Source organism: Streptomyces sp. NPDC055506 (assembly GCF_053643595.1).
Map to the genome: position 1 here is coordinate 1 of NZ_JBSHKH010000137.1, position 22,102 is coordinate 22,102.

16 protein-coding genes are annotated in these 22,102 nt (G+C 70.6%); 8 read left to right on the forward strand and 8 right to left on the reverse strand.

Annotated elements, in window-relative coordinates; all coding sequences use genetic code 11:
- Positions 1-571: 571 nt before the first annotated feature.
- From ACWIF2_RS34220 to ACWIF2_RS34235, 4 genes are read left to right on the forward strand one after another with little or no spacing between them, the layout of a single operon-like run.
- Positions 572-1,006, forward strand: a complete 435-nt coding sequence (locus ACWIF2_RS34220) for a roadblock/LC7 domain-containing protein (protein ID WP_399020853.1) — start codon at positions 572-574, stop codon at positions 1,004-1,006.
- 9 nt (positions 1,007-1,015) lie between these two features.
- Positions 1,016-1,411, forward strand: a complete 396-nt coding sequence (locus ACWIF2_RS34225; protein WP_382497464.1) for a DUF742 domain-containing protein — start codon at positions 1,016-1,018, stop codon at positions 1,409-1,411.
- A gap of 24 nt (positions 1,412-1,435) precedes the next feature.
- Positions 1,436-5,086 carry a hydantoinase B/oxoprolinase family protein gene (locus tag ACWIF2_RS34230; RefSeq protein ID WP_454364780.1) on the forward strand — a complete coding sequence of 1,217 codons (3,651 nt, stop codon included), beginning with the start codon at positions 1,436-1,438 and terminating at the stop codon, positions 5,084-5,086.
- A complete protein-coding gene (locus ACWIF2_RS34235; protein WP_454364781.1) occupies positions 5,067-5,672 on the forward strand; it encodes a GTP-binding protein in 606 nt (201 codons plus the stop codon). Before ACWIF2_RS34230 ends, ACWIF2_RS34235 begins: the two co-directional genes overlap by 20 nt.
- Before the next feature lie 88 nt (positions 5,673-5,760).
- On the opposite strand, the gene glpK is transcribed toward ACWIF2_RS34235, so the two are convergent.
- The 5 genes from glpK to ACWIF2_RS34260 all read right to left on the reverse strand — a co-directional run bounded on the left by glpK (position 5,761) and on the right by ACWIF2_RS34260 (position 12,289).
- Positions 5,761-7,281, reverse strand: a complete 1,521-nt coding sequence (gene glpK, locus ACWIF2_RS34240) for a glycerol kinase GlpK (RefSeq protein WP_454364782.1) — start codon at positions 7,279-7,281, stop codon at positions 5,761-5,763.
- Between the two features lie 19 nt (positions 7,282-7,300).
- Positions 7,301-8,095, reverse strand: a complete 795-nt coding sequence (locus ACWIF2_RS34245) for an MIP/aquaporin family protein (protein ID WP_454364783.1) — start codon at positions 8,093-8,095, stop codon at positions 7,301-7,303.
- Between the two features lie 712 nt (positions 8,096-8,807).
- Positions 8,808-10,460: an EAL domain-containing protein gene (locus ACWIF2_RS34250; RefSeq protein ID WP_454364792.1), complete on the reverse strand. Its 1,653-nt coding sequence runs from the start codon at positions 10,458-10,460 to the stop codon at positions 8,808-8,810.
- Between the two features lie 195 nt (positions 10,461-10,655).
- The gene (locus ACWIF2_RS34255; RefSeq protein ID WP_454364784.1) at positions 10,656-11,846 is read right to left on the reverse strand and encodes a lipid-transfer protein; all 1,191 of its coding nucleotides are present in this window, start codon (positions 11,844-11,846) and stop codon (positions 10,656-10,658) included.
- On the reverse strand, positions 11,843-12,289 hold the full coding sequence (locus ACWIF2_RS34260) for a Zn-ribbon domain-containing OB-fold protein (protein ID WP_454364785.1): 447 nt from the start codon (positions 12,287-12,289) through the stop codon (positions 11,843-11,845). The genes ACWIF2_RS34255 and ACWIF2_RS34260 overlap by 4 nt, the downstream gene beginning before the upstream one ends.
- 109 nt (positions 12,290-12,398) lie before the next feature.
- On the opposite strand from ACWIF2_RS34260, the gene ACWIF2_RS34265 reads away from it, so the two are divergent.
- The gene (locus ACWIF2_RS34265; protein WP_454364786.1) at positions 12,399-13,208 is read left to right on the forward strand and encodes a M15 family metallopeptidase; all 810 of its coding nucleotides are present in this window, start codon (positions 12,399-12,401) and stop codon (positions 13,206-13,208) included.
- Positions 13,209-13,255: 47 nt separating this feature from the next.
- A complete protein-coding gene (locus tag ACWIF2_RS34270; protein WP_454364787.1) occupies positions 13,256-13,792 on the forward strand; it encodes an NUDIX domain-containing protein in 537 nt (178 codons plus the stop codon).
- Between the two features lie 2 nt (positions 13,793-13,794).
- Here the strand turns inward: ACWIF2_RS34270 and ACWIF2_RS34275 are convergent, their stop codons facing one another.
- Positions 13,795-16,161: a glycoside hydrolase family 31 protein gene (locus ACWIF2_RS34275; RefSeq protein WP_454364788.1), complete on the reverse strand. Its 2,367-nt coding sequence runs from the start codon at positions 16,159-16,161 to the stop codon at positions 13,795-13,797.
- Between the two features lie 211 nt (positions 16,162-16,372).
- Between ACWIF2_RS34275 and ACWIF2_RS34280 the strand changes: the two genes are divergently transcribed.
- A complete protein-coding gene (locus ACWIF2_RS34280; protein ID WP_454364789.1) occupies positions 16,373-18,340 on the forward strand; it encodes an acetoacetate--CoA ligase in 1,968 nt (655 codons plus the stop codon).
- 178 nt (positions 18,341-18,518) lie between these two features.
- Positions 18,519-19,409, forward strand: coding sequence for a hypothetical protein (locus ACWIF2_RS34285; protein ID WP_454364790.1), 891 nt, complete (start codon positions 18,519-18,521; stop codon positions 19,407-19,409).
- Between the two features lie 69 nt (positions 19,410-19,478).
- Here ACWIF2_RS34285 and ptsP read toward each other — a convergent pair whose 3' ends face one another.
- Complete coding sequence (gene ptsP / locus ACWIF2_RS34290; protein WP_454364791.1) at positions 19,479-21,149, reverse strand: phosphoenolpyruvate--protein phosphotransferase; 1,671 nt, start codon at positions 21,147-21,149, stop codon at positions 19,479-19,481.
- Positions 21,150-21,227: 78 nt separating this feature from the next.
- Positions 21,228-21,677: a PTS sugar transporter subunit IIA gene (locus ACWIF2_RS34295; protein WP_189726335.1), complete on the reverse strand. Its 450-nt coding sequence runs from the start codon at positions 21,675-21,677 to the stop codon at positions 21,228-21,230.
- Positions 21,678-22,102 lie beyond the last annotated feature (425 nt).

Sequence of the window (22,102 nt, forward strand, 5' to 3'; positions counted from 1 at the left end):
GCGCGGCCCCCCCCGCCCCCCCCCCGCCGCGGCCGGCCGGCCGCCGGGGGCCGTAACCCGCTCCCCCGGCAAGCGGCGCGCCCGCCCGCGCCGCCGACCACACCGAATCCCCGGCCACGCCCGGCAGCGCCGACGGCGACCGGTCGGGACCGCCCGCTCTGCCCAAGCGCACCCGCCGAGCGGAGATCGCATCCAGTGGCCCCGACGCACCCGACCGCGGCTCCGGGCCCACGCCGGAAAATCCCGGCGGGCCCACGCGCCCCGAGGCCGACTCCGGTGCCGCGCCACAGGACACCGGCTCGGCACCCGGTTCCCCGCTGCGGGGCGCCGGCTCAGGCACCACACCGCTGCCCCGGCGCGTCCGGCAGGCCAACCTGGCTCCGCAGCTGAAGCGGGGGACCGAGCCGCGTACGGAGGACAAGACCGAGCCCGTCGAACGCGACGCCGAGGAAGTACGCAGCCGCATGGCCTCGCTCCAGCGCGGCTGGCAGCGCGGCCGTGACGAGAACGCCGCGGGCGATGCCGCCCACAGCGGCGCAGCACGACAAGGAACGACAGAGGGGGACGGTCGATGACCGCACCGAAGGCGACCGGCCACAGCGCGACCATCAAGGGGGAGCTGAACTGGCTCCTCGACGACCTGGTGGACCGAGTCGCGAGCATCCGCAAAGCCCTCGTGCTCTCCAGCGACGGTTTGGCGACGGGAGTGTCCAGGGATCTGACCAGGGAGGACAGCGAGCACCTGGCTGCCGTCGCCTCCGGGTTCCACAGCCTCGCCAAGGGTGTGGGACGCCACTTCGAGGCCGGCAACGTCCGCCAGACGGTCGTCGAGCTCGACGACGCCTTCCTGTTCGTGACCGCCGCCGGTGACGGCAGCTGCCTCGCCGTTCTCTCGGACGCCGACTCGGACGTCGGCCAGGTCGCCTACGAGATGACGCTCCTCGTGAAGCGGGTGGGCGTACATCTGGGTGCCGCTCCGCGCACCGATCTGCCCGCAGGCGGGTAGTGGGATGACATGAGCGCTGACGGTCAGGGAAGAAGCCACTGGTTCGACGACGAAGCCGGACCGGTCGTCCGTCCGTACGCCATGACACGCGGCCGCACCAGCAGCCAGGGCCAGCACCGCCTGGATCTGATCGCGGTCGTCGTCACGGAACCGCACGGGGACGACCCGGAAGCCGACCACATGCTCTCCCCGGAGCATGTGGACATCGTCGAGCTGTGCCGTGACGTCCCGCAGTCGGTCGCCGAACTCGCAGCGGAACTCGACCTGCCGATCGGGGTGGTACGGGTCCTTGTCGGAGATCTCGTGGACTCGGAATTCGTCCATGTGAACCGGCCCGTACCCCCTGCCGAACTGCCGGACGAGAGTATTCTGCGCGACGTGATCAACGGCCTCCGAGCGCTGTGAGCAGCGCGGAAGCGGGGTACTGACGTGACTGGCTGGCAGTTCTGGGTCGACCGAGGCGGCACCTTCACCGACGTCGTCGCGCGACGCCCGGACGGCCGGCTGCTCACGCACAAGCTCCTGTCGGACAACCCGGCCCGCTACGCCGACGCGGCGGTCGAGGCCGTCCGCACCTTGCTGGCCGACTCGGGCGACCCCGTCGAGACCGTGCGCATGGGGACCACGGTCGCCACCAACGCCCTCCTGGAGCGCAAGGGCGAGCGCACCCTGCTGGTCATCACCCGCGGCTTCCGCGACGCCCTGCGCATCGCCTACCAGAACCGCCCGAGCATCTTCGCCCGCCGCATCGACCTGCCCGAGCTGCTGTACGAACGAGTCGTCGAGGTCGACGAGCGCATCGCCGCCGACGGCACCGTGCTGCTCGAGCCCGGCCTCGACGCCCTCGCCGGGCCCCTCCGGGAGGCGTACGACGACGGGATCCGGGCCGTGGCCGTGGTCTGCATGCACAGCCACCTCCACCCCGCCCACGAACAGGCCGTCGGGGCACTCGCCGCCCGCATCGGCTTCCCGCAGATCTCGCTCTCCAGCGAGGCCAGCCCCCTGATGAAACTCGTCCCACGCGGGGACACCGCCGTCGTCGACGCCTACCTCTCGCCCGTACTGCGCCGCTACATCCGCCACGTCGCCGACGAACTCGAAGGCGTACGGCTGATGTTCATGCAGTCCAACGGCGGTCTCACCGAGGCCGGGCAGTTCCGAGGCAAGGACGCCATCCTGTCCGGGCCGGCCGGTGGCATCGTCGGCATGGCCCGGATGTCGCAGCTGGCCGGCTTCGACCGCGTCATCGGCTTCGACATGGGCGGCACCTCCACCGACGTCTCCCACTTCGCAGGCGAGTACGAACGCGTCTTCACCAGCCAGATCGCCGGCGTCCGGCTGCGCGCGCCCATGCTCGACATCCACACCGTCGCGGCCGGCGGGGGCTCGGTCCTGCACTTCGACGGCTCCCGTTACCGCGTAGGGCCGGACTCGGCGGGCGCGGACCCCGGGCCCGCCTGCTACCGGGGCGGCGGCCCGCTCGCCGTCACCGACGCCAATGTCCTTCTCGGCCGCATCCAGCCCGCCCACTTCCCGAAGGTGTTCGGCGCGAACGGCGACGAGCCCCTCGACGAAGCCCTCGTCCGGGACCGCTTCACCGCCCTCGCGGGCGAGATCCGCGAGCAGACCGGCGACGACCGCACCCCCGAACAGGTCGCCGAGGGGTACCTGCAGATCGCCGTCGCGAACATCGCGTCGGCCGTGAAGCGGATCTCCGTCCAGAAGGGCCACGACGTCACCCGCTACGCCCTCACCACGTTCGGCGGCGCAGGCGGACAGCACGCCTGCATGGTCGCCGACTCCCTCGGTATCCGCACCGTCCTCGTGCCGCCCATGGCCGGTGTCCTCTCCGCACTCGGCATCGGCCTCGCCGACACCACCGCCATGCGCGAACAGTCCGTCGAGGCACCCCTGGAACCCGCCTCCATGCCCGGCGTCCGCAAGACCGCCGAAGACCTGGAAGCGGCGGCGCGCGCCGAACTCCGCGCCGAGGACGTCCCCGAGGAGCACATCGAGATCACCCGCCGCGCGCAGCTCCGCTACGACGGCACCGACACCACCCTCACCGTCGAGCTGACCGAGCCCGACACGATGCGGCACGCTTTCGAAGAACGTCATCGCGCCACGTACTCCTTCACGCTCGACCGACCGATCGTCGTCGAAGCCCTCTCCGTCGAAGCCACCGGCATCACAGAACCCCCCGATCTCTCCGCTCTCGCCCCCTACGAAGCCACCGCCGACGGCAGCCCCGCAGCGCCCCGCACCGTCCGCCTCCACACGGGTGGCGCCTGGCACGACGTACCCCTCCACCGCCGTGAGGGCCTTCCTCCCGGCGATACCGTCACCGGCCCGGCGATCATCACCGAAGCCGGTGCGACGACCGTCGTCGACGACGGCTGGCAGGCCGCGGCGACCGACGACGGGCATCTGGTCATGGAACGCGCCGCGATTACGCAGAGTTCCGATCTGGACACGAAAGTCGACCCGGTTCTGCTTGAGGTCTTCAACAACCTCTTCATGTCCATCGCAGAACAGATGGGCGCCCGCCTCGAGTCCACAGCCCAGTCGGTCAACATCAAAGAGCGCCTGGACTTCTCCTGCGCCCTGTTCGACCCTGACGGAAACCTGGTGGCCAACGCCCCGCACATCCCCGTCCACCTGGGCTCGATGGGCACGAGCGTCAAAGAGGTCATCCGCAGGCGCGGCTCCCGCATGCGCCCGGGGGACACCTACGCCGTCAACGACCCGTACCACGGCGGCACCCATCTGCCCGACGTCACCGTGATCACCCCGGTCTTCGACGCGGCACCGTCGGTCGTCACGGAGAGTGACCCGGAGATCCTCTTCTACGTCGCCTCACGCGGCCACCACGCCGAGATCGGCGGTATCGCCCCCGGCTCCATGCCCGCCGGCAGCCGCACCATCGAGGAGGAGGGCGTCCTCTTCGACAACTGGCTGCTCGCCGAGGACGGCCGCTTCCGCGAGGACGAGACCCTCCGCCTACTCACCGAAGCGCGGTACCCATCCCGCAATCCGAGGACCAACCTCGCCGACCTGCGAGCCCAGATCGCCGCCAACCGGAAGGGCGTCGACGAGGTCGGCCGCATGATCGACGACTTCGGCCTCGACGTCGTCCAGGCCTACATGCGGCACGTCCAGGACAACGCCGAAGAGGCCGTACGCCGCGTCATCGACGCCCTCGACGACGGCGACTACGCCTACGCGACCGACTCGGGCGCCGTCATCCGCGTACGCGTGCGCGTGGACCGCGAGAACCGTGCGGCCACCATCGACTTCACCGGCACGTCGGCGCAGCTGCCCACCAACTTCAACGCGCCCTTCTCGGTCGTCAACGCGGCCGTCCTGTACGTCTTCCGCACCCTCGTAGCCGACGAGATCCCCCTCAACGACGGTTGCCTGCGCCCCCTGAGCATCGTCGTACCGCCCGGCTCCCTGCTCGCCCCCGAGCCGCCGGCCGCCGTCGTCGCCGGCAATGTGGAGACCTCCCAGGCCGTCACCGGTGCCCTTTACGCCGCGCTGGGTGTCCAGGCCGAGGGCTCCGGGACCATGAACAACGTGACCTTCGGGAACGAACGCCACCAGTACTACGAGACCGTCGCCTCGGGCTCCGGCGCGGGCGAAGGCTTCCCCGGCGCACCCGTCGTCCAGACCCACATGACCAACTCTCGCCTCACCGACCCCGAGGTCCTGGAGTGGCGGCTGCCCGTGCGCCTCGAGGAGTTCGCGGTCCGGCCCGGCAGCGGCGGCGCCGGACGGTGGCGCGGCGGGGACGGCGCCGTGCGCCGCATCCGCTTCCTGGAGCCCATGACCGTGTCCACGCTGTCCCAGCACCGCCGTGTGCCCCCGTACGGCATGGCGGACGGCGAGCCGGGCGCTCTCGGCGCCAACCGGGTCGAACATGCCGACGGCGCCGTGACCGAACTCGGCGGCAGCGACTCCGCGGACGTCGTCACCGGCGACGTACTCGTCATCGAAACCCCAGGCGGCGGAGGCTACGGCCCGCCGTCGCCCGACCCCCATCAAGCAGGAGAAGAGATCGATGATCTTCGGGCGTTCTGAGCGCGGCAAGCCTCCGGTCGAGCCCGTCACGCTCAAGATCCTGGTGGCCGGCGGCTTCGGCGTGGGCAAGACCACGCTCGTCGGCGCGGTCAGCGAGATCAGGCCGCTGCGCACCGAGGAACTGCTCACCGAGGCAGGCCGCCCGGTCGACGACACCAGTGGCGTGGAAGGCAAGCACACCACGACCGTGGCCATGGACTTCGGCCGCATCACACTCCGCGAAGACCTGGTGCTTTACCTCTTCGGCACGCCCGGCCAGGAGCGGTTCTGGTTCATGTGGGACGAGCTCTCCGAAGGCGCGCTCGGCGCCGTCGTCCTCGCCGACACCCGCCGCCTGGAGGACTGCTTCGCCGCAGTCGACTACTTCGAACGGCGCTCCATCCCCTTCCTGGTCGGCGTCAACTGCTTCGAGGGCGCCCCGCGTTACCCGATCGAAGACGTCCGCCAGGCCCTCGACCTCGACGACGACGTCCCGCTCCTGATGACCGACGCCCGCGACCGCGAGTCGGTGAAGGAGACGCTCATCGGCGTCGTCCAGCACGCCATGGCGTACGCGGCCGGCCAACGCCATACGGTGACCACCTGACGCGGGCCCGGCCCACCGGCACGGCCCGCACCCCCGCCGACCGGGGTACGGGCCGCGGTCCGGAGAACGAGGCTCCACGCGCGCGTGGTCAGCTCTCGCCGTCCTCCTCCCAGCCGAAGCTCTTCTCCACGGCCTTGCGCCAGTTGTGGTACTCGCGGTCCCGCACCGACGCCTCCATCGACGGCGTCCACTCGACGTCCTTCTGCCAGTGCGCCTTGAGCTCGTCCAGGTCGTTCCACACACCGGTGGCCAGACCGGCCGCGTACGCGGCGCCCAGGCAGGTCGTCTCGGAGACCTTGGGCCGCACCACCGGTACGTCGAGCACGTCCGCCTGGTGCTGCATGAGCAGGTTGTTCTTCGTCATGCCGCCGTCGACCTTGAGGGTGGTGATGTGCACCCCGGAGTCCTGGTACATGGCGTCGACGACCTCGCGGGTCTGCCAGCTCGTCGCCTCCAGCACCGCGCGCGCGAGGTGCGCCTTCGTGACGTACCGGGTCAGCCCGGTGACCACGCCACGCGCGTCGGAGCGCCAGTACGGCGCGAACAGGCCCGAGAACGCCGGCACGATGTACGCGCCGCCGTTGTCCTCCACGCTCGCCGCCAGAGGCTCGATCTCGTCGGCGGTACGGATGATGCCGAGCTGGTCGCGGAACCACTGGACCAGCGCGCCCGTTATGGCTATCGACCCCTCCAGACAGTAGACCGGCGCCTCACTGCCGATCTTGTAGCCCATCGTCGTGAGCAGACCGCTCTTCGACGGCACCGGGCGGTTGCCCGTGTTGAGCAGCAGGAAGCTTCCCGTGCCGTACGTGTTCTTCGCCGTGCCGACGTCGTAGCAGGCTTGGCCGAACACGGCAGCCTGCTGGTCGCCCAGCGCGGAGGCCACGGGCACGCCGGCGAGCTGGCCGACAGCGGTGCCGTACGCCTCGGCGGAGGACCGGATCTCGGGCAGCATCGCTTCGGGGATGTTCATCGCGGAGAGGATCGAGGAGTCCCACTGGAGGGTCTCCAGGTTCATCAGCATGGTGCGGCCCGCATTGGTCACGTCGGTGACGTGGTGCCCGCCGTCCGTGCCGCCGGTGAGGTTCCAGATCAGCCAGGAGTCCATCGTGCCGAAGGCGATCTCACCGCGTTCGGCACGCCCTCGCAGGTCGGGCACGTTGTCGAGCAGCCAGGCGGCCTTGGGGCCCGAGAAGTAGGTGGCCAGCGGCAGCCCCGTCTGCTCGCGGAACCGGTCCTGCCCGTCCGAGCCGCCCAGCTGGTTGCAGAGCGCCGCCGTCCGCGTGTCCTGCCACACGATGGCGTTGTGCACCGGCTTTCCCGTGGCGCGGTCCCACAGGAGGGTCGTCTCGCGCTGGTTGGTGATCCCGAGCGCGCTCAGCTGGTCGGCACGCAGTCCGGCCTTGGCGATCGCCCCGGCCACCACAGCCTGCACCTTGGACCAGATCTCGGTGGCGTCGTGCTCCACCCAGCCGGGCTTGGGAAAGATCTGGCGGTGCTCGCGCTGGTCGACGGCGACGATCGCGCCGTCCTGGTTGAAGACGATGCAGCGGCTCGACGTGGTGCCCTGGTCGATTGCGGCGACGTACTTTTCTGCGTTGTCCGTCATGGCTACCCCTTGGGCTGGTTCAGAAGGCTGCGTTGTAGATGACACCGCCGAGCAGTCCGCCGATCAGTGGGCCGACGATCGGGATCCACGAGTAGCCCCAGTCGGAGGTGCCCTTGTTCGGGATCGGCAGGATGGCGTGGATGATGCGCGGGCCGAGGTCACGTGCCGGGTTGATGGCGTAACCGGTCGGACCGCCCAGGGACAGGCCGATGCCGACAACCAGGAGGGACACCAGAAGGATCGCGATACCGGACCCGTAGATGCCGCCACCACCCTCGATCAAGCCGATACCGATGCCCTCGACATGCCTGTCCTGGCCGACCAGGGCGAGGATTGGCAACACCAGGGCGATGGTGGCGAGGATCTCCGTGACCAGGTTGGCGACCGGGTTCCGGATCTCCGGGATCGTGGAGAAGATGCCGAGCGTCGGAACCGGTTCGTCCGCCGTTCCCTCAGTGGTTCCCGTCTGCCGCACGTTGGCCGCGAACTGGGCGTAGTACACGAGGTAGCACAGGACCGCACCGATCATGGCGCCGGTGATCTGGCCCAGCAGATAGACCCAGACCTTGCTCCACACGCCGGTGTCGACGGCGAGACCGAAGGTGACGGCCGGGTTGATGACCCCTCCGGAGAGGGGAGCGGCGGTGTACGCGCCGGCCAGCACGCCGAAGCCCCAGCCGAACGCGATCACGATCCACCCGGAGGCCCGTGCTTTCGAGAATCTGAGGGTGACGGCGGCACACACGCCGGCACCGAACAGGATCAGGATCGCCGTGCCGATCATCTCGCCGAAGAAGATATCTCCGTTAGTCATGGCGGCTCCTAGGCCGTGGCCCGGGACGGTCCGCCCCGGTCCTCGCGTGCAGGGTGCGTTTCCCATGGCGACTTCAGCCGAATGCAGGGGAATCCCGCGATCCCGTGTCCCGCCCGGCATCCGTGACGAGCGTGCCGTCGCAGCCGAATCGCCCGTGAAGGAATGGGCCTTGGCGCAGGCGCGCCCACGCGCCGCAGTGCCGGAATACGCCGAGTATGTACGGCGATGTCGACTGACACCGGAAGTGTTCACCGGCACCCAAGGGGCGTCAAGGTCGCCGACCGCAATGGTTGACGGCCCTGTGACGGCGGCCGGGCTCCTGCCGGGCCGGGTGGCCGGTTGCACGGCCTGACGGCGCCCGGTCGGGTCTTTGTTCAGATCTGGTCGGGGCCACCGCACGGCCTGGGTGAGCCGCGCGAGGCTCTGGTGGTGGTGTCCGGCCACCGCTGGGCTCCGCCGTCGGCATTCGCCCAGCCGCAGCTGACTCCTCGCTTGCTAGCCACCAGCATCCACCTGACCTGGCAGTTTCTCAACCGCACGAGTCATGCACGGCTTTAGGCCGCAGTCCGGGGCCCTGGCGGGCGGGTCGCCGCCCCACCGGGCCCCCTCGCACGACAGCGTCAGAGCCCCCCATGAGCGGCTGTACAGGCCCCTCACAGCCCAGGACCTGCCTCTCGGTCCTTCTCCTATGGCTCGGGCGCCAGCGCCCTTCCTAGACCCCACCGGGCTCCGCCACCCCACACCCCGCACCCGCCGATGCCGGCTCGGCGCCCCGGCGGGTCTCGTGTCCGGGCAGGCCCGCCCGGCCCAGCACCCAACTCGCCCCGCGCAACGACTTCGCCGCCTTCTTCAACGGTGCCAGGCAGGCCGCCGCCTGCCGGTGGTCCGTCACTGTGCCCGGTGCGCACAGCACCGTGGCGAGCGACAACGTGACCGGCCGGCCGCCCGCCGACCAAGGGGCGTCCAGCACAGACGCGGCCAGCGGATCAAGGCCCTCCGGGTCGGCGAGCACCAGGAAGTCGTCCCCACCGATGTGCCCCACGCGCGCGCTGTCGGTGGCGGCATGCTGAAGCGCCCGTCCGACCGCCCGGATCAGCTCGTCCCCCGCCGCGAAGCCGGCCCCGTCGTTGACCTGCTTGAAGTGATCGACGTCCAGCCAGCTGAGCGCGAACGGCCGCCCGGCTGCGATCCGCCGGTCCACCTCACCGGTGATCGCGTCCGAGCCGGGCAGACGCGTCAGCGGATTGAGCCCCGCCGCTTCCTCCACTCGTGTCTCGGCCAGCGCTCGCACCAGGTCCGCGAGCCGTACGACCCCCACACACCGCCCGTACTCGTCCACGACGGCCACATCGTCCGACGTACGGTCCCGCCCGCCGACCGCCACCACGTCCAGGACCTCCCAGGCGGTGGCGTCGACGCCCACCGTCCGCGGCGGATCGCCGAGCTTCGCCGCGGGCCGGTCGGCGTACAGGGCATGCCCGTAGCGCCCCGACATCGACAGCAGGAAACGGGACCGGTGCACCGACCGGACCGGCACCCCCGCGGGGTCCACGAGCAGCACGCCTGACACGTCCGGCGAACCGGTCAGCAGCGCTCGCACCTGCCCCGCGGACGCCGCTGCGGGCAGCAGCGCCGCGGGCCGCACGAACTCCCGCACCGACGGCCCGGACCGCGGCACGGCCAGCTCGGCGGGGGAGCGGGGCGGGACGTAGACGTCCGCGGCGGGCAGTCGCGCCGGCGGAGCGAACAGCTCACCCTGTGCCAGCTGTGCCCCGGCCCGCAGCGCCGCAGCGCACTGCCCTTCGGTCTCCACGCCCTCGACGGCCAGAAGTGCCCCCAGCTCGTCGCACAGCGTCCGCATCGACCGGACCACGGCCGGCCGAGCCAGCAGCGACGCGTCCAGCTTCACCAGGCCGGGCTGGATGTCCGAGAGCAGCCGCAAGGGCACGTCCCCGTCCCCGACGCCGTCCGCGCAGATCCGGAAGCCCTGGGCGCGCAGCGCGGCCACCGCCTCCAGCAGCGCCTGCTGCGGCACGTGTGTGTACGGCGGACAGACGTCGATCGTGACTTCCCACGGCAGCCGCCCCGCCTCGCGCACGGCGGCGTGCAGTGAAGGGAGGCCGCCGAGGTCGGCGAGGGTGCCGGCGAACACGTTGACGAACAGCGGAAGCAGGGTCTCCTTGCGCACAGCCGCGCGGACCGCCGACACCGCCAGTCGGCAGTCGAGCTCGGGATCCCGGCGGGCCTCGGCCAGGATGTCGCCGGTCTCCGGGCGGGCGAGTATCTCCAGCCCCGCGACCGCGCCCGTCGTCAGATTGACCACCGGCTGGAAGGCGAAGCGGAGAGTATCCGTCCAGGAGTGCACGGGAAGCATGATGACTCCGCCGGCGCACCCCCAAGCGCAGTTCATGAGACGTTCACGCAGGATTCCGGCGTGGTCACACAGCGTATGACCAAGCCCCGCCGCGCCCGCACGACCAGCCCACCCGCGCCGCCGCCGCGGCCCACTTCACCAGCTCGGCGCGCCCGCTCCCAGCACCGAGACCCGCCGTCCCCGTGATCACCGCACCGCGATCACCGCCGACCCGTGCCCGAACAGCCCTTGATTCGCACTGATCCCCACGCGCGCCCCAGCGACCTGCCGGTCACCGGCCTCGCCCCTCAACTGCCAGGCCAGCTCGCACAGCTGGGCGATCGCCTGTGCCGGCACCGCCTCGCCGAAGGAGGCCAGCCCACCGCTGACGTTCACCGGTATTCGCCCGCCCAGTGCCGTCGCCCCGTCCCGCAGCAGCTTCACGGCCTCGCCCTCGCCACACAGCCCCAAGTCCTCGTACCACTGCAACTCGAGCGCCGTGGACAGGTCGTAGACCTCGGCCAGTGACAGGTCCTCCGGTCCGACTCCCGCCTCCTCGTAGGCCGCCCGGGCGATCGACCTCCGGAACGTCTCGCCGGGCGGATCCACCGCCACCGCGGAGTCCGTGGCGATGTCCGGCAGATCCAGCACGGTGTTCGGGTAACGCGGCGTCACCGTGGACACGGCCCGGATCCGCACCGGCTCCGCATGCCCGTGCCGTCGTGCGAACTCCATGCTCGAGAGCACCACCGCGGCACCGCCGTCGGAGGTCGCACAGATGTCGAGCAGCCGCAGCGGATCGGCGACGACAGCGGAGGCTGCAACCTCCTCGGCGGTGACCGGGCTGCGGTAGCGCGCCTTGGGGTTCCGCACGCCCATGGCCGCGTTCTTCACCTTCACCTGTGCGAAGTCGTCCGTCGTATCGCCGTACAGCGCCATACGCCGTCGGGCGTACAACCCGAAGTACACCGGGTTGGTCGCCCCGAGGATCCGGAAGCGCAACCAGTCGGGATCGTCGGGCCGGTCCCCTCCCGCAGGGCGGAAGAAGCCCTTGGGAGCGGCGTCGGCTCCCACCACGAGCACCACGTCGGTGAGCCCGGAGAGTATCTGGGCCCGCGCGGTGTCGACGGCCTGCGCCCCGGACGCGCACGCCGCGTACACGCTCGTGACCCGGGCTCCTTGCCAGCCCAGTGCTTTCGCGAACGTCGCTCCGGCGACATACCCCGGATAGCCGCCCCGCACCGTGTCCGCGCCGATGATCGAGCCGATGCCGCGCCAGTCCAGCCCGGCGTCGGCGAGCGCCACCCGGGCTGCCGCGACGCCGTACTCGACGAAGCTCCGCCCCCACTTGCCCCACGGGTGCATGCCCGCGCCGAGCACCGCCACCTCTTCTGTCATGCCTTCACCCCCGTCGGCCGCCAGTGCCACGTCGTCCAGGTCGTCTCCGCGTCCTCATGGAGCACCCCGGGCACGACCTCCGCCTCCATACCCACCGTCAGATCCGCGACGGTGACCCCGGGAGGCGCCTGTCCCAGCACCACGATCCGCTCGGCCTCCAGCTCCACAGCGATCAACGCGCACGGCTCCCACGGAAGTTCCGGATCGCTCACATAGGGTGACGGTGGCCGATACCGGCTGTCGGTGTACGACCAGACGCGCCCGTGTCGCGACAGCGCGATCTCTTCCAACTCCCCGCCGGTGCAGGAGGGGTTGCGGCAGTGGTGGTCCTCACGAGGGAAGAAGACCGAGGCGCACGCCGTACAGCGCGTGCCGAGCAGCCGGAAGGCGTCACCGTCCCCGGCGAACCACCCCGCCACCCCAGGTGTTCGTGTACGCGACACAGTCCCTCCCCGCAGCCCGAATCTGACGGAACGTCAGAAGTCTGCCACGGCCTTCCGGAATTGGGCATCCCTTCCCCGGCGGGGCCATCTCCTGGTAGATGCAAGGGCCATGACACGACTGAACGCCGTGGCACGCGGCCTCATCACGGTGTTCGCCGCCTTGCTGGCAGCGACCGCCTCCACCGCGACCGCCCAGGCCAAGCCCGAGCCCAGGGCGCCGAAGGACTTCGTGGCCCTGCGAAGCGTGGACCCGACGATCATCCAGGAGATGCGCTACGTCACCCCGCACAACTTCGTCGGCGAGCGCATCGACGGCTACCTCCAGCCGACCTGCCTCCTCACCCGCCCCGCCGCACGAGCCCTCCACAAGGCCCAGCGGAAGCTCCTGCGCCAGGGCTACACACTCAAGGTGTACGACTGCTACCGGCCGCAGCGCGCGGTGGACCACTTCGTCCGCTGGGCCGAGGACCTGGACGACGAGGCGATGAAGGGCGAGTTCTACCCGAACGTCGACAAGACCCGGTTGTTCGCCGACGGCTACATCGCCGAGAAATCCGGCCACAGCCGCGGGTCGACCCTGGACATCACCCTGGTGAGGCTGCCGGCGAAGCCGACCCGGCCGTACCACCCCGAAGAGCCCCTAGTGCCGTGCTTCGCGCCCCAGGGCGAACGGTTCCCCGACAACTCGATCGACATGGGGACCGGCTTCGACTGCTTCGACACCCTGTCGCACACCCTCGACCCTCGCGTCCAGGGCCAACAGCGCGCCAACCGGCTGCTGCTCAAGAACACCCTGGAAGGCCTCGGTTTCGTGAACCTGGCAGAGGAGTGGTGGCACTACACCTACAAGCCCGAGCCCTACCCGGACACCTACTTCGACTTCCCCGTGTCCAGGAAGTCGCTCACCGGCGCCCACTGAGCCACCTGCCCGAGACGCCCTCTCCGTGATCGGCTACAGTCCGCCGCGTGTCCGAAACTCAGCACTCCAGTTCCAACTCCGCGCCGGACTCCCACTGTTCGAGCTGCGGCGCGCCCTACGGAGAGGGCGTCTCCGGCTGGCCCCGCACCTGCCCGGCGTGCGGCGCCGTGGCCTACCGCAATCCACTCCCGGTCGCGGTGGCCCTCCAGCCCGTCTACGACACCAAGGGCACCGCCCTGGTCGTCATCACCCGGACCGTCGCTCCCGCGCGCGGGGGCACGGCCCTGCCCGGCGGCTACATCGACGACCGGGAGGACTGGCGGCAGGCCGTCGTACGCGAACTCAAGGAGGAAACCGGCATCGACGCGGCCGCCCGCGAGGTACGGCTCGCCGACGCGATGAGCTCGCCCGACGGGCACCTGCTGCTCTTCGGTCTCCTGCCGGAACGCCCGGTCGAAAGCCTGCCGCCCTCCGCCGCCACCGACGAGACGGAGGGCTGGCACCTCCTGCGCAGGGCGGAAGAGCTCGCCTTCCCTCTGCACACCGTGGCCGTACGGGCCTGGTTCGAGGGCCGGTACATCTGAGCTCAGCCTTCCCCGGCTCCGCGGACGCGCACCGGGCAGGACGGCTCGCCCCCGGAGTCCTCACCCTCCCGCTCGACGACGATCCGCGAGCCCATCCACCGAGCGGTGTACCGCTCGATCTCCGGCTCGTCCCATCCCTCGCCACTGTCCGGCACGACCAGCCCGCCCCCGGTCCGTCCGCGGGCGGGCGCCCACACCTCCAGTGCGAGTCCGCCGTCCTCCTCACGTACGGGAAGAACGGCACCCGCGCGCGCGAACACGGGGATGCGGGACAGGGGGGCGTCGACGAGCACCTGCGCCGGCCCCTCGTACGCCCGTTCCGTCACTGTGTCGTACCAGCGCCCCCGCGGCAGCTGCACCGCACGCCGGTCCGCGCCGGGATCCAGCACCGGCGCCACCAGCAGGCTGTCGCCGAGCAGGAAGGCGTCCTCGCAGTCGCGCAGCGTCCGATCCTCCGGCGCGGCCCACCACAGGGGCCGCACGTACGGCGCTCCGGTACGCCGCGCCAGATGCGCCAGCGTCATGAAGTACGGCAGCAGCCGCCGGCGTTCGACGAGCGCCACGCGCGCGTGCTCCAGCACCTCGGGACCGAACTCCCAGGGCTCCCTGCGCCCCGCCCTGAGACTCGCGTGCGTACGGAACAGCGGCAGATACGCGCCCAGCTGGAACCACCGGAGATACAGCTCCGGCGATGGATCCCCGTCGAAGCCACCGATGTCCGGCCCCGAGTACGGCACGCCGCACAGCCCCAGCCCCATCACCAGCGCCAAGGACGCCCGCAGTCCCGGCCAGCCGGTGGCCACGTCCCCCGACCACGTCCCGCCGTAGCGCTGCATGCCGGCCCACCCGGAGCGGGAGAACAGGAACGGCCGCTGCTGGGGCGCGAGTTTCCGCAGCCCTTCGTAGCCCGCCCTGGCCATGCACAGCGCGTACACGTTGTGGGCCTCACGATGGTCACCGCCCCGCCCCTCCAGGGAGTGCCGCGCCGAACGCGGCAGCGTCGACTCCCCGAACGCGGTGAACGACGTCGGTTCGTTCATGTCGTGCCAGAAGCCCGAGAATCCCTGCGCGAGCCGCTCCTCGTAGAGGCCGCCCCACCACTCACGCACACGCGCGTGCGTGAAGTCGGGAAACACCGCCTCCCCGGGCCACACGACCCCCTGCACGACCTGCCCCGACGCGTCCCGCACGAACGCGTCCTCGGCCGCACCGCCGTCGTACACGGCATTGCCGGGCAGGGCCTTGACGGCCGGGTCGACGATCGACACCAGCCGGATGCCGTCCCGCTGGAGCTCCTCGGCCAGCACGGGCAGCTTCGGGAAGCGGTCCTGGTCGACGGTGAACACCTGATGCGCGTCGAGGTGGTCGATGTCCAGGTGCACGGCATCGAGTGGCAGACCGTGCTCCACGTAGCCCGCGACGATCCGCCGCACCTCCTGCTCGCTGCCGAAGCCCCACCGCGCGTGCTGGTGGCCGAGCGCCCACGCGGGCGGCAGAGCGGGCGCCCCGGTGAGCGAGGCCCACGCGAGCAGCACGCGCGCGGGGGTGCCCACCATCACCCAGCAGCGCAGCGGACCGCCGTCCATCCGCAGCTCGCTCGACCCGCCGCGGTCGTGCCCGGAACCCGCGCCCTCCTCGCCCTCGCGCAGTGTCACCGCGCCGTCCCACGAGTTGTCGTGGAACACCAGATGCGTACCTCCGTCGGACACCACCAGCTGCACCGGCATCGTGATGTAGAGCGGATCGTCACCCGGCGCGAAGGCGTGGCCCGGGTCGGTGTTCCACAGCCCGTACGTACCGTCCGGCAGCCGGGGCCCCGCAGCACGTCCACCGAGACCGAAGAACCGCGCGTCGGCAGCCACCTCCGACCGCTGCGACCACCGCGCCGGGCCGCCGTCGACCGGCTCCCACCACCGCGGCGGCAGATCACGCCGCAGGGTTACGCCACCGGGCGTGAGCACCTCCACCGCGCCGTGCCGCGAGACGACGACCGTCACCCGCTCGGCCACCACCCGCCAGCCGCCGTCCTTGTCCGGCTCCAGCACCGCCCGGGGATCGGGCTCCGGACAGCGGCCGGCCAGCGCGTACGACGGCTCGGGCTCCGCCCCGTCCCAGCCCCAGAAGACGGCCCCGTTCGCGGCGACGAGAATCCGCAGCTCCGACCGGCTGAAGCGGACGACACCGCCCCCCGGCCCCGGCTCCACCTCCCGCACGGGCCCGGGCACACGCGCACGCTCCGCCCCTCGCGACGGCAGCCCGGTGGCGTCGGCCCGCCGCCTGCGCCACGCTGCTCGTACGGTACGCACACCCTGCGCCGCCCCCACCGAACCCACCGCTTTCACCGAACGCACCAGGTCACGACCGTTCATGCTGCTCACCCTGCCATTGACCGCGCCACACGTGCGTGGCGTTCAACTGCCGTTCACCCGTGTCAGGACCACATCTTCACGAGGCGGACTATGTGGGACGCACCCTGGTGCCGAAGTCGATCACATGGCATTGTCCGTGCCAGCCGCTCACGCGCACACCCCAGCCCGTGCGCGGAGGACGCACACGACGCGCACAGTCCGGGAGCCGACGATGTCGACCGCTAGTCCCCAGCCCCTCTGGCAGCCAGACCCCGAGCGCATCGACCGGGCACGGATCACCAGGTTCCAGGCCTGGGCCGCCGAGCGCCATGGCGCCCCCGCCGGGGGCGGCTACGCGGCTCTCCAGCGCTGGTCCGTCGACGATCTGGACGCCTTCTGGAAAGCCGTCACCGAGTGGTTCGACGTCCGTTTCTCGACCCCGTACGCGCGCGTGCTCGGAGACCGGGCGATGCCGGGCGCCCAGTGGTTCCCCGGGGCAACCCTCAACTACGCCGAACACGCCCTGCGCGCCACCGATACCCGCGCGGACGAACCGGCCCTCCTGTACGTCGACGAGACCCACGAACCACGTCCTGTCACCTGGACCGACCTACGCCGCCAGGTCGGCTCCCTGGCCGCCGAGCTGCGCGCCCTCGGCGTATGCCCCGGAGACCGCGTCAGCGGCTACCTCCCCAACGTCCCCCAGGCCGTGGTCGCCCTCCTCGCCACAGCCGCCGTGGGCGGCGTCTGGACCTCCTGCGCACCCGACTTCGGCGCCCGCAGCGTCCTCGACCGCTTCCAGCAGGTCGAACCCGTCGTGCTGTTCACCGTCGACGGCTACCGCTACGGCGGCAAGGAGCACGACCGGCGAGAGACCGTCGCCGAACTGCGCCGCGAACTGCCCACCCTGCGCGCCGTCGTCCACATCCCCCTCCTCGGCACCGAGGCACCTGAAGGCGCCCTCGACTGGTCGGCCCTCACCTCCGCCGACACGGACCCCGTCTTCGAGCAGGTGCCCTTCGACCACCCCCTGTGGGTGCTCTACTCCTCCGGCACCACCGGCCTGCCCAAGGCCATCGTCCAGTCCCAGGGCGGCATCCTGGTCGAGCACCTCAAGCAACTCGGCCTGCACTGCGACCTGGGCCCCGAAGACCGCTTCTTCTGGTACACGTCCACCGGCTGGATGATGTGGAACTTCCTCGTCTCCGGCCTGCTCACCGGCACCACGATCGTCCTCTACGACGGCAGCCCCGGCTACCCGGACACCGGCGCCCAGTGGCGGATCGCCGAACGCACGCGGGCCACCCTCTACGGCACCTCGGCCGCCTATGTCATGGCCTGCCGCAAGGCCGGCGTGCACCCGTCACGCGACTTCGACCTCTCCACCGTCCAGTGCGTCGCCACCACGGGCTCGCCCCTGCCGCCCGACGGCTTCCGCTGGCTCCACGACGAGGTCCGCGACGACCTGTGGATCGCCTCCGTCAGCGGCGGGACGGACGTGTGCTCCTGCTTCGCCGGAGCCGTACCGACCCTTCCGGTACACGTCGGCGAACTCCAGGCCCCCTGCCTCGGCACCGACCTACAGGCCTGGGACCCGAGCGGCAGCCCTCTCGTCGACGAGGTCGGCGAGCTCGTGGTCACCAACCCCATGCCGTCGATGCCCATCAGGTTCTGGAACGACCCCGACGGCAGCCGCTACCACGACAGCTACTTCGACACCTACCCCGGCGTATGGCGGCACGGCGACTGGATCACCGTAACCTCCCACGGATCCGTCGTCATCCACGGCCGCTCCGACTCCACACTCAATCGCCAGGGCGTACGCATGGGCTCCGCCGACATCTACGAAGCCGTGGAGCGCCTCCCCGAAATCAGGGAGTCCCTCGTCATCGGCATCGAGCAGCCCGACGGCGGCTACTGGATGCCCCTCTTCGTGCACCTGGCCCCCGGATCCACCCTCGACGAGGCCCTGCTGAACCGCATCAAGCAGACCATCCGCGAACAACTCTCACCGCGCCACGTCCCCGACGAGATCATCGAGGTACCCGGCGTCCCGCACACCCTCACCGGCAAGCGCATCGAGGTCCCGGTCAAACGCCTCCTCCAAGGCACCCCACTGGAGAAGGCGGTCAACCCCGGCTCCATCGACAACCTCGACCTCCTGACCTTCTACGAGGACCTCGCCCGCAAACGCGCCTGACCGAGGTCGTCCACGCCGCATCGAGCCACTCCCCGTCACCATGCCGCTGACGGGGAGCGCGTGGCTGAAGCATGCTGACCTGCGCCTTCAGCGGCTGCCCACCTTCGCCAGCCTCCGTTGTCAGTGCCGCCGATTACTGTGAGTGAGCATTGATCGACTGTGCACAGGGGGAAAGAGAATGGCGCACACCGACAGCCGGACCATGCGACGCGTCCTGCGCCGCGAAATCGCCGGCACCATCGGCCTGCTGACCGACGAGCACGACTTCCGAGCCATGCGCTGCTACCGCAGCTTCACCTTCGACGACCACGCGACCTACCTGAAACAGGTGGAAGCCCTCCTCAGGACACGGACTCTCCAGGGCAGCCACACCACCGTGGCCCTCTTCGACCCCGAGGAGTACGCCGAGTTCTGCACACACAAGAGCCTGGACCCCGACAACCCGTCGAGCCGCACCCGCTTCACCGCCCAACTCGCGGTGACAGGCCCGACTCTCCCGTACGAGGGCCAGCCTCTGTCCGACCTCCTGGCGGCCCTCGTCGACGAGGGCGTACGACAGGCCACCTGGGAGTACGCCACCACACTCCTCGCTCGCCTGGGCGCCTGCACCTCATGCGGCGAGGACCTCGGACGCACAGCCTTCGCCCGGGCCTCGGACCTCCTCGTCCGCATCCTCGACACGGCCCCGCCCGGCGACCGGCACCTCGTCTGCAGCGTCACCGGACCACCCGAAACCCTCATCGCCGCACTCCACGCCGCCGACACGGGCGGCACCCTGAAGCTGGACGAGACCGAAGCCCTCGAGTTCACCACCGTCCTCGCTCTCGGCCTGGCCACCGAGAGCCCCGGCGGACTCGTCATCCGCGCCAGCGCCCCGGCCATGCCCGACCGTGTCTACGGCTGGCGCCTGCGCGCCTACGGACTCGACCCCCTCACCGCGGGAGAGGTCTTCGACGCCTACTGCACCGACGTCGAATCCGGCGACCTCATCTCCCCGGAATCCAACGTCGACTACTGCGAGCCGCCCGACCTCGGAGAGGAGAGGCCCGCCCAGGGACACAACCACTGAAACGCGGGAGGGGCGCCCCACCTGAGTGGAGCGCCCCTCCCGGGCAACTAAAAGCCGACCAACCCCGGCCTACTCGCCCGACAGCACCGCCTGCGCCGCACTGCGCGCGTCCTCGGCACTGTCCGACGCCCGAGCCGCCGCAGCGGCCCGCTCACACTGAGCCAGCGTGTACTTCGCCAGCGTCGCCCGGACATAGGGAATCGACGCCGCACCCATCGAAAGAGAGGTGACGCCCAGACCGGCCAGCACACAAGCGAGCAGCGGGTCGGAAGCGGCCTCACCACAGACACCACAGCTCTTGCCCTCGGCCTTCGCCGACTCGGCCGACAGCGCCACCAGGTCGAGCAGCGCGGGCTGCCACGGGTCCTGCAGACGGGAGACCGCACCCACCTGACGGTCGGCGGCGAAGGTGTACTGCGCCAGGTCGTTCGTCCCCAGCGAAAGGAACTCGACCTCCTGCAGGATCGAGCGGGCCCGCAGCGCGGCCGAGGGGATCTCCACCATCGCGCCGAACTTCGCCCGCAGCCCAGCCTCACGGCACGCGTCCGCGAAGGCCCGGGCATCCGTACGGTCCGCCACCATCGGGGCCATGACCTCGAGATAGACCGGCAGCCCTTCCGCGGCCTTCGCGAGCGCGGTCAGCTGCGTGCGCAGGACCTCCGGGTGGTCGAGCAACGTCCGCAGACCCCGCACGCCGAGCGCCGGGTTCGGCTCGTCGGCCGGAGTCAGGAAGTCGAGCGGCTTGTCCGCACCCGCGTCCAGCACCCGCACCACGACACGCCCCTCGGGGAACGCCTCGAGCACCTGCCGGTACGCAGCGACCTGCTTCTCCTCGGAGGGCGCCTGCTTGCTGTCGTCCAGGAAGAGGAACTCGGTACGGAAGAGACCGACGCCCTCGGCACCGGCGTCGACCGCGGCCTCCACGTCCGCAGGACCACCGATGTTCGCCAGCAGTGGCACCTTGTGACCGTCCGCCGTGGCACCGGGACCGGTCGAGGCCGCCAACGCGGCCCTGCGCGCGGCGGCCGCGGCCTCGAGCTGAGCCTTCTTGTCCTCACTCGGGTCCACGAAGATCTCACCCGTGCTGCCGTCGACGGCGATCATCGTGCCCTCGGCGAGCTCACCGGCACCCGGCAACGCCACCACGGCCGGCACCCCGAGAGCCCGGGCCAGAATCGCGCTGTGGCTGGTCGGACCGCCCTCCTCGGTGACGAATCCGAGCACCAGAGTCGGGTCCAGCAGCGCGGTGTCGGCAGGCGCGAGGTCACGCGCAACAAGGACGTAGGGCTCGTCGCTGTCCGGGACACCCGGCATCGGCACGCCCAGCAGACGGGCGACGATCCGATTCCGCACGTCGTCGAGGTCGGCCACACGGCCGGCGAGGTACTCACCGGCACCCGCCAGCAGCTCGCGGTACGCGGCGAACGCGTCGTACACCCCGCGCTCGGCCGTGCTGCCGACGGCGATCCGCCGTTCCACGTCGGCCATCAGCTCGGGGTCCTGGGCCATCATGGCCTGCGCCTCGAGCACCGCCTGGGCCTCGCCGCCCGCCAGATTGCCGCGCGCCATCAGATCGGCCGCCACAGCCTCCACGGCCTTGCGGGCGCGCCCCTGTTCACGCTCCGCCTCGTCCGCCGGGATCTGCTTCGCAGGCGGCTCGAGCACCGCCGTTCCCATATGCCGAACTTCGCCGATCGCCACACCGTGGCTCACGCCGACGCCTCGCAGCGTTGTCTCCATCTCACCCGTCTCCGATAGTGCGGCGGCATCGGCCGCCGTGTTGGTAGTCCTACTCGCCGTCACAGGACGGCACTGACGTCACTTCCAGAGGAAGAGACTGTCGCCGGCCTTCACATCGCCGTCGATACGAAGATCGGAGAGGGCTTCGGCCGTGGCCTCCAGCGCCACGATCGGGCAGATCGCGGACTTGCCGGCGGCCTCGACGGCAGCCGGGTTCCAGCGCACGATGCCCTGACCGCGCCTGACGGTGTCGCCCTTGTTCACCAGCAGCTCGAAACCTTCGCCGTTGAGCTGCACGGTGTCGATACCGAGGTGCGTGAGCACGCCGTGTCCGCTCTCGTCGACGACGACGAACGCGTGCGGATGCAGGGAGACGATGACGCCGTCCACGGGCGAGACGGCCTCGGAAGGCTCACGTACGGGGTCGATCGCTGTGCCCGGGCCGACCATGGCCCCGGAGAAGACGGGATCCGGCACGGCTGCCAGTCCGATGGCGCGTCCTGCAAGCGGGGACGTCACGGTGGTCATGGGAAGCCTCCCAGGGGTGGAGATCGTTATGGGCCGTCCCTGTCGGTACCGGGCGGCACACTGTTCAGCAGGGTATGTCACCTGAAGTGCCGGTTCCGCGTGGGCACTCCGGAGTGGTCTAGACCATACCGCAAATGGATTTGCACGCGCTCTGCGGCCGCGTGTACAGTCGTACTCCTGCCTGGGGCTGAGCGACACAACCTCGTGTCCTTGCCTGGCAGCACCCAAACTTGTCAGATCCTATCTCGGGGTCACCTTCTGCATGTCTGCAGGGCGGTGGTCAGAGGGCCGGAAAAACACTGATAGAGTTTGGAACACCGAAGGGAAGCGCCCGGAGGAAAGCCCGAGAGGGTGAGTACAAAGGAAGCGGCCGTTCCTTGAGAACTCAACAGCGTGCCAAAAGTCAACGCCAGATATGTTGATAC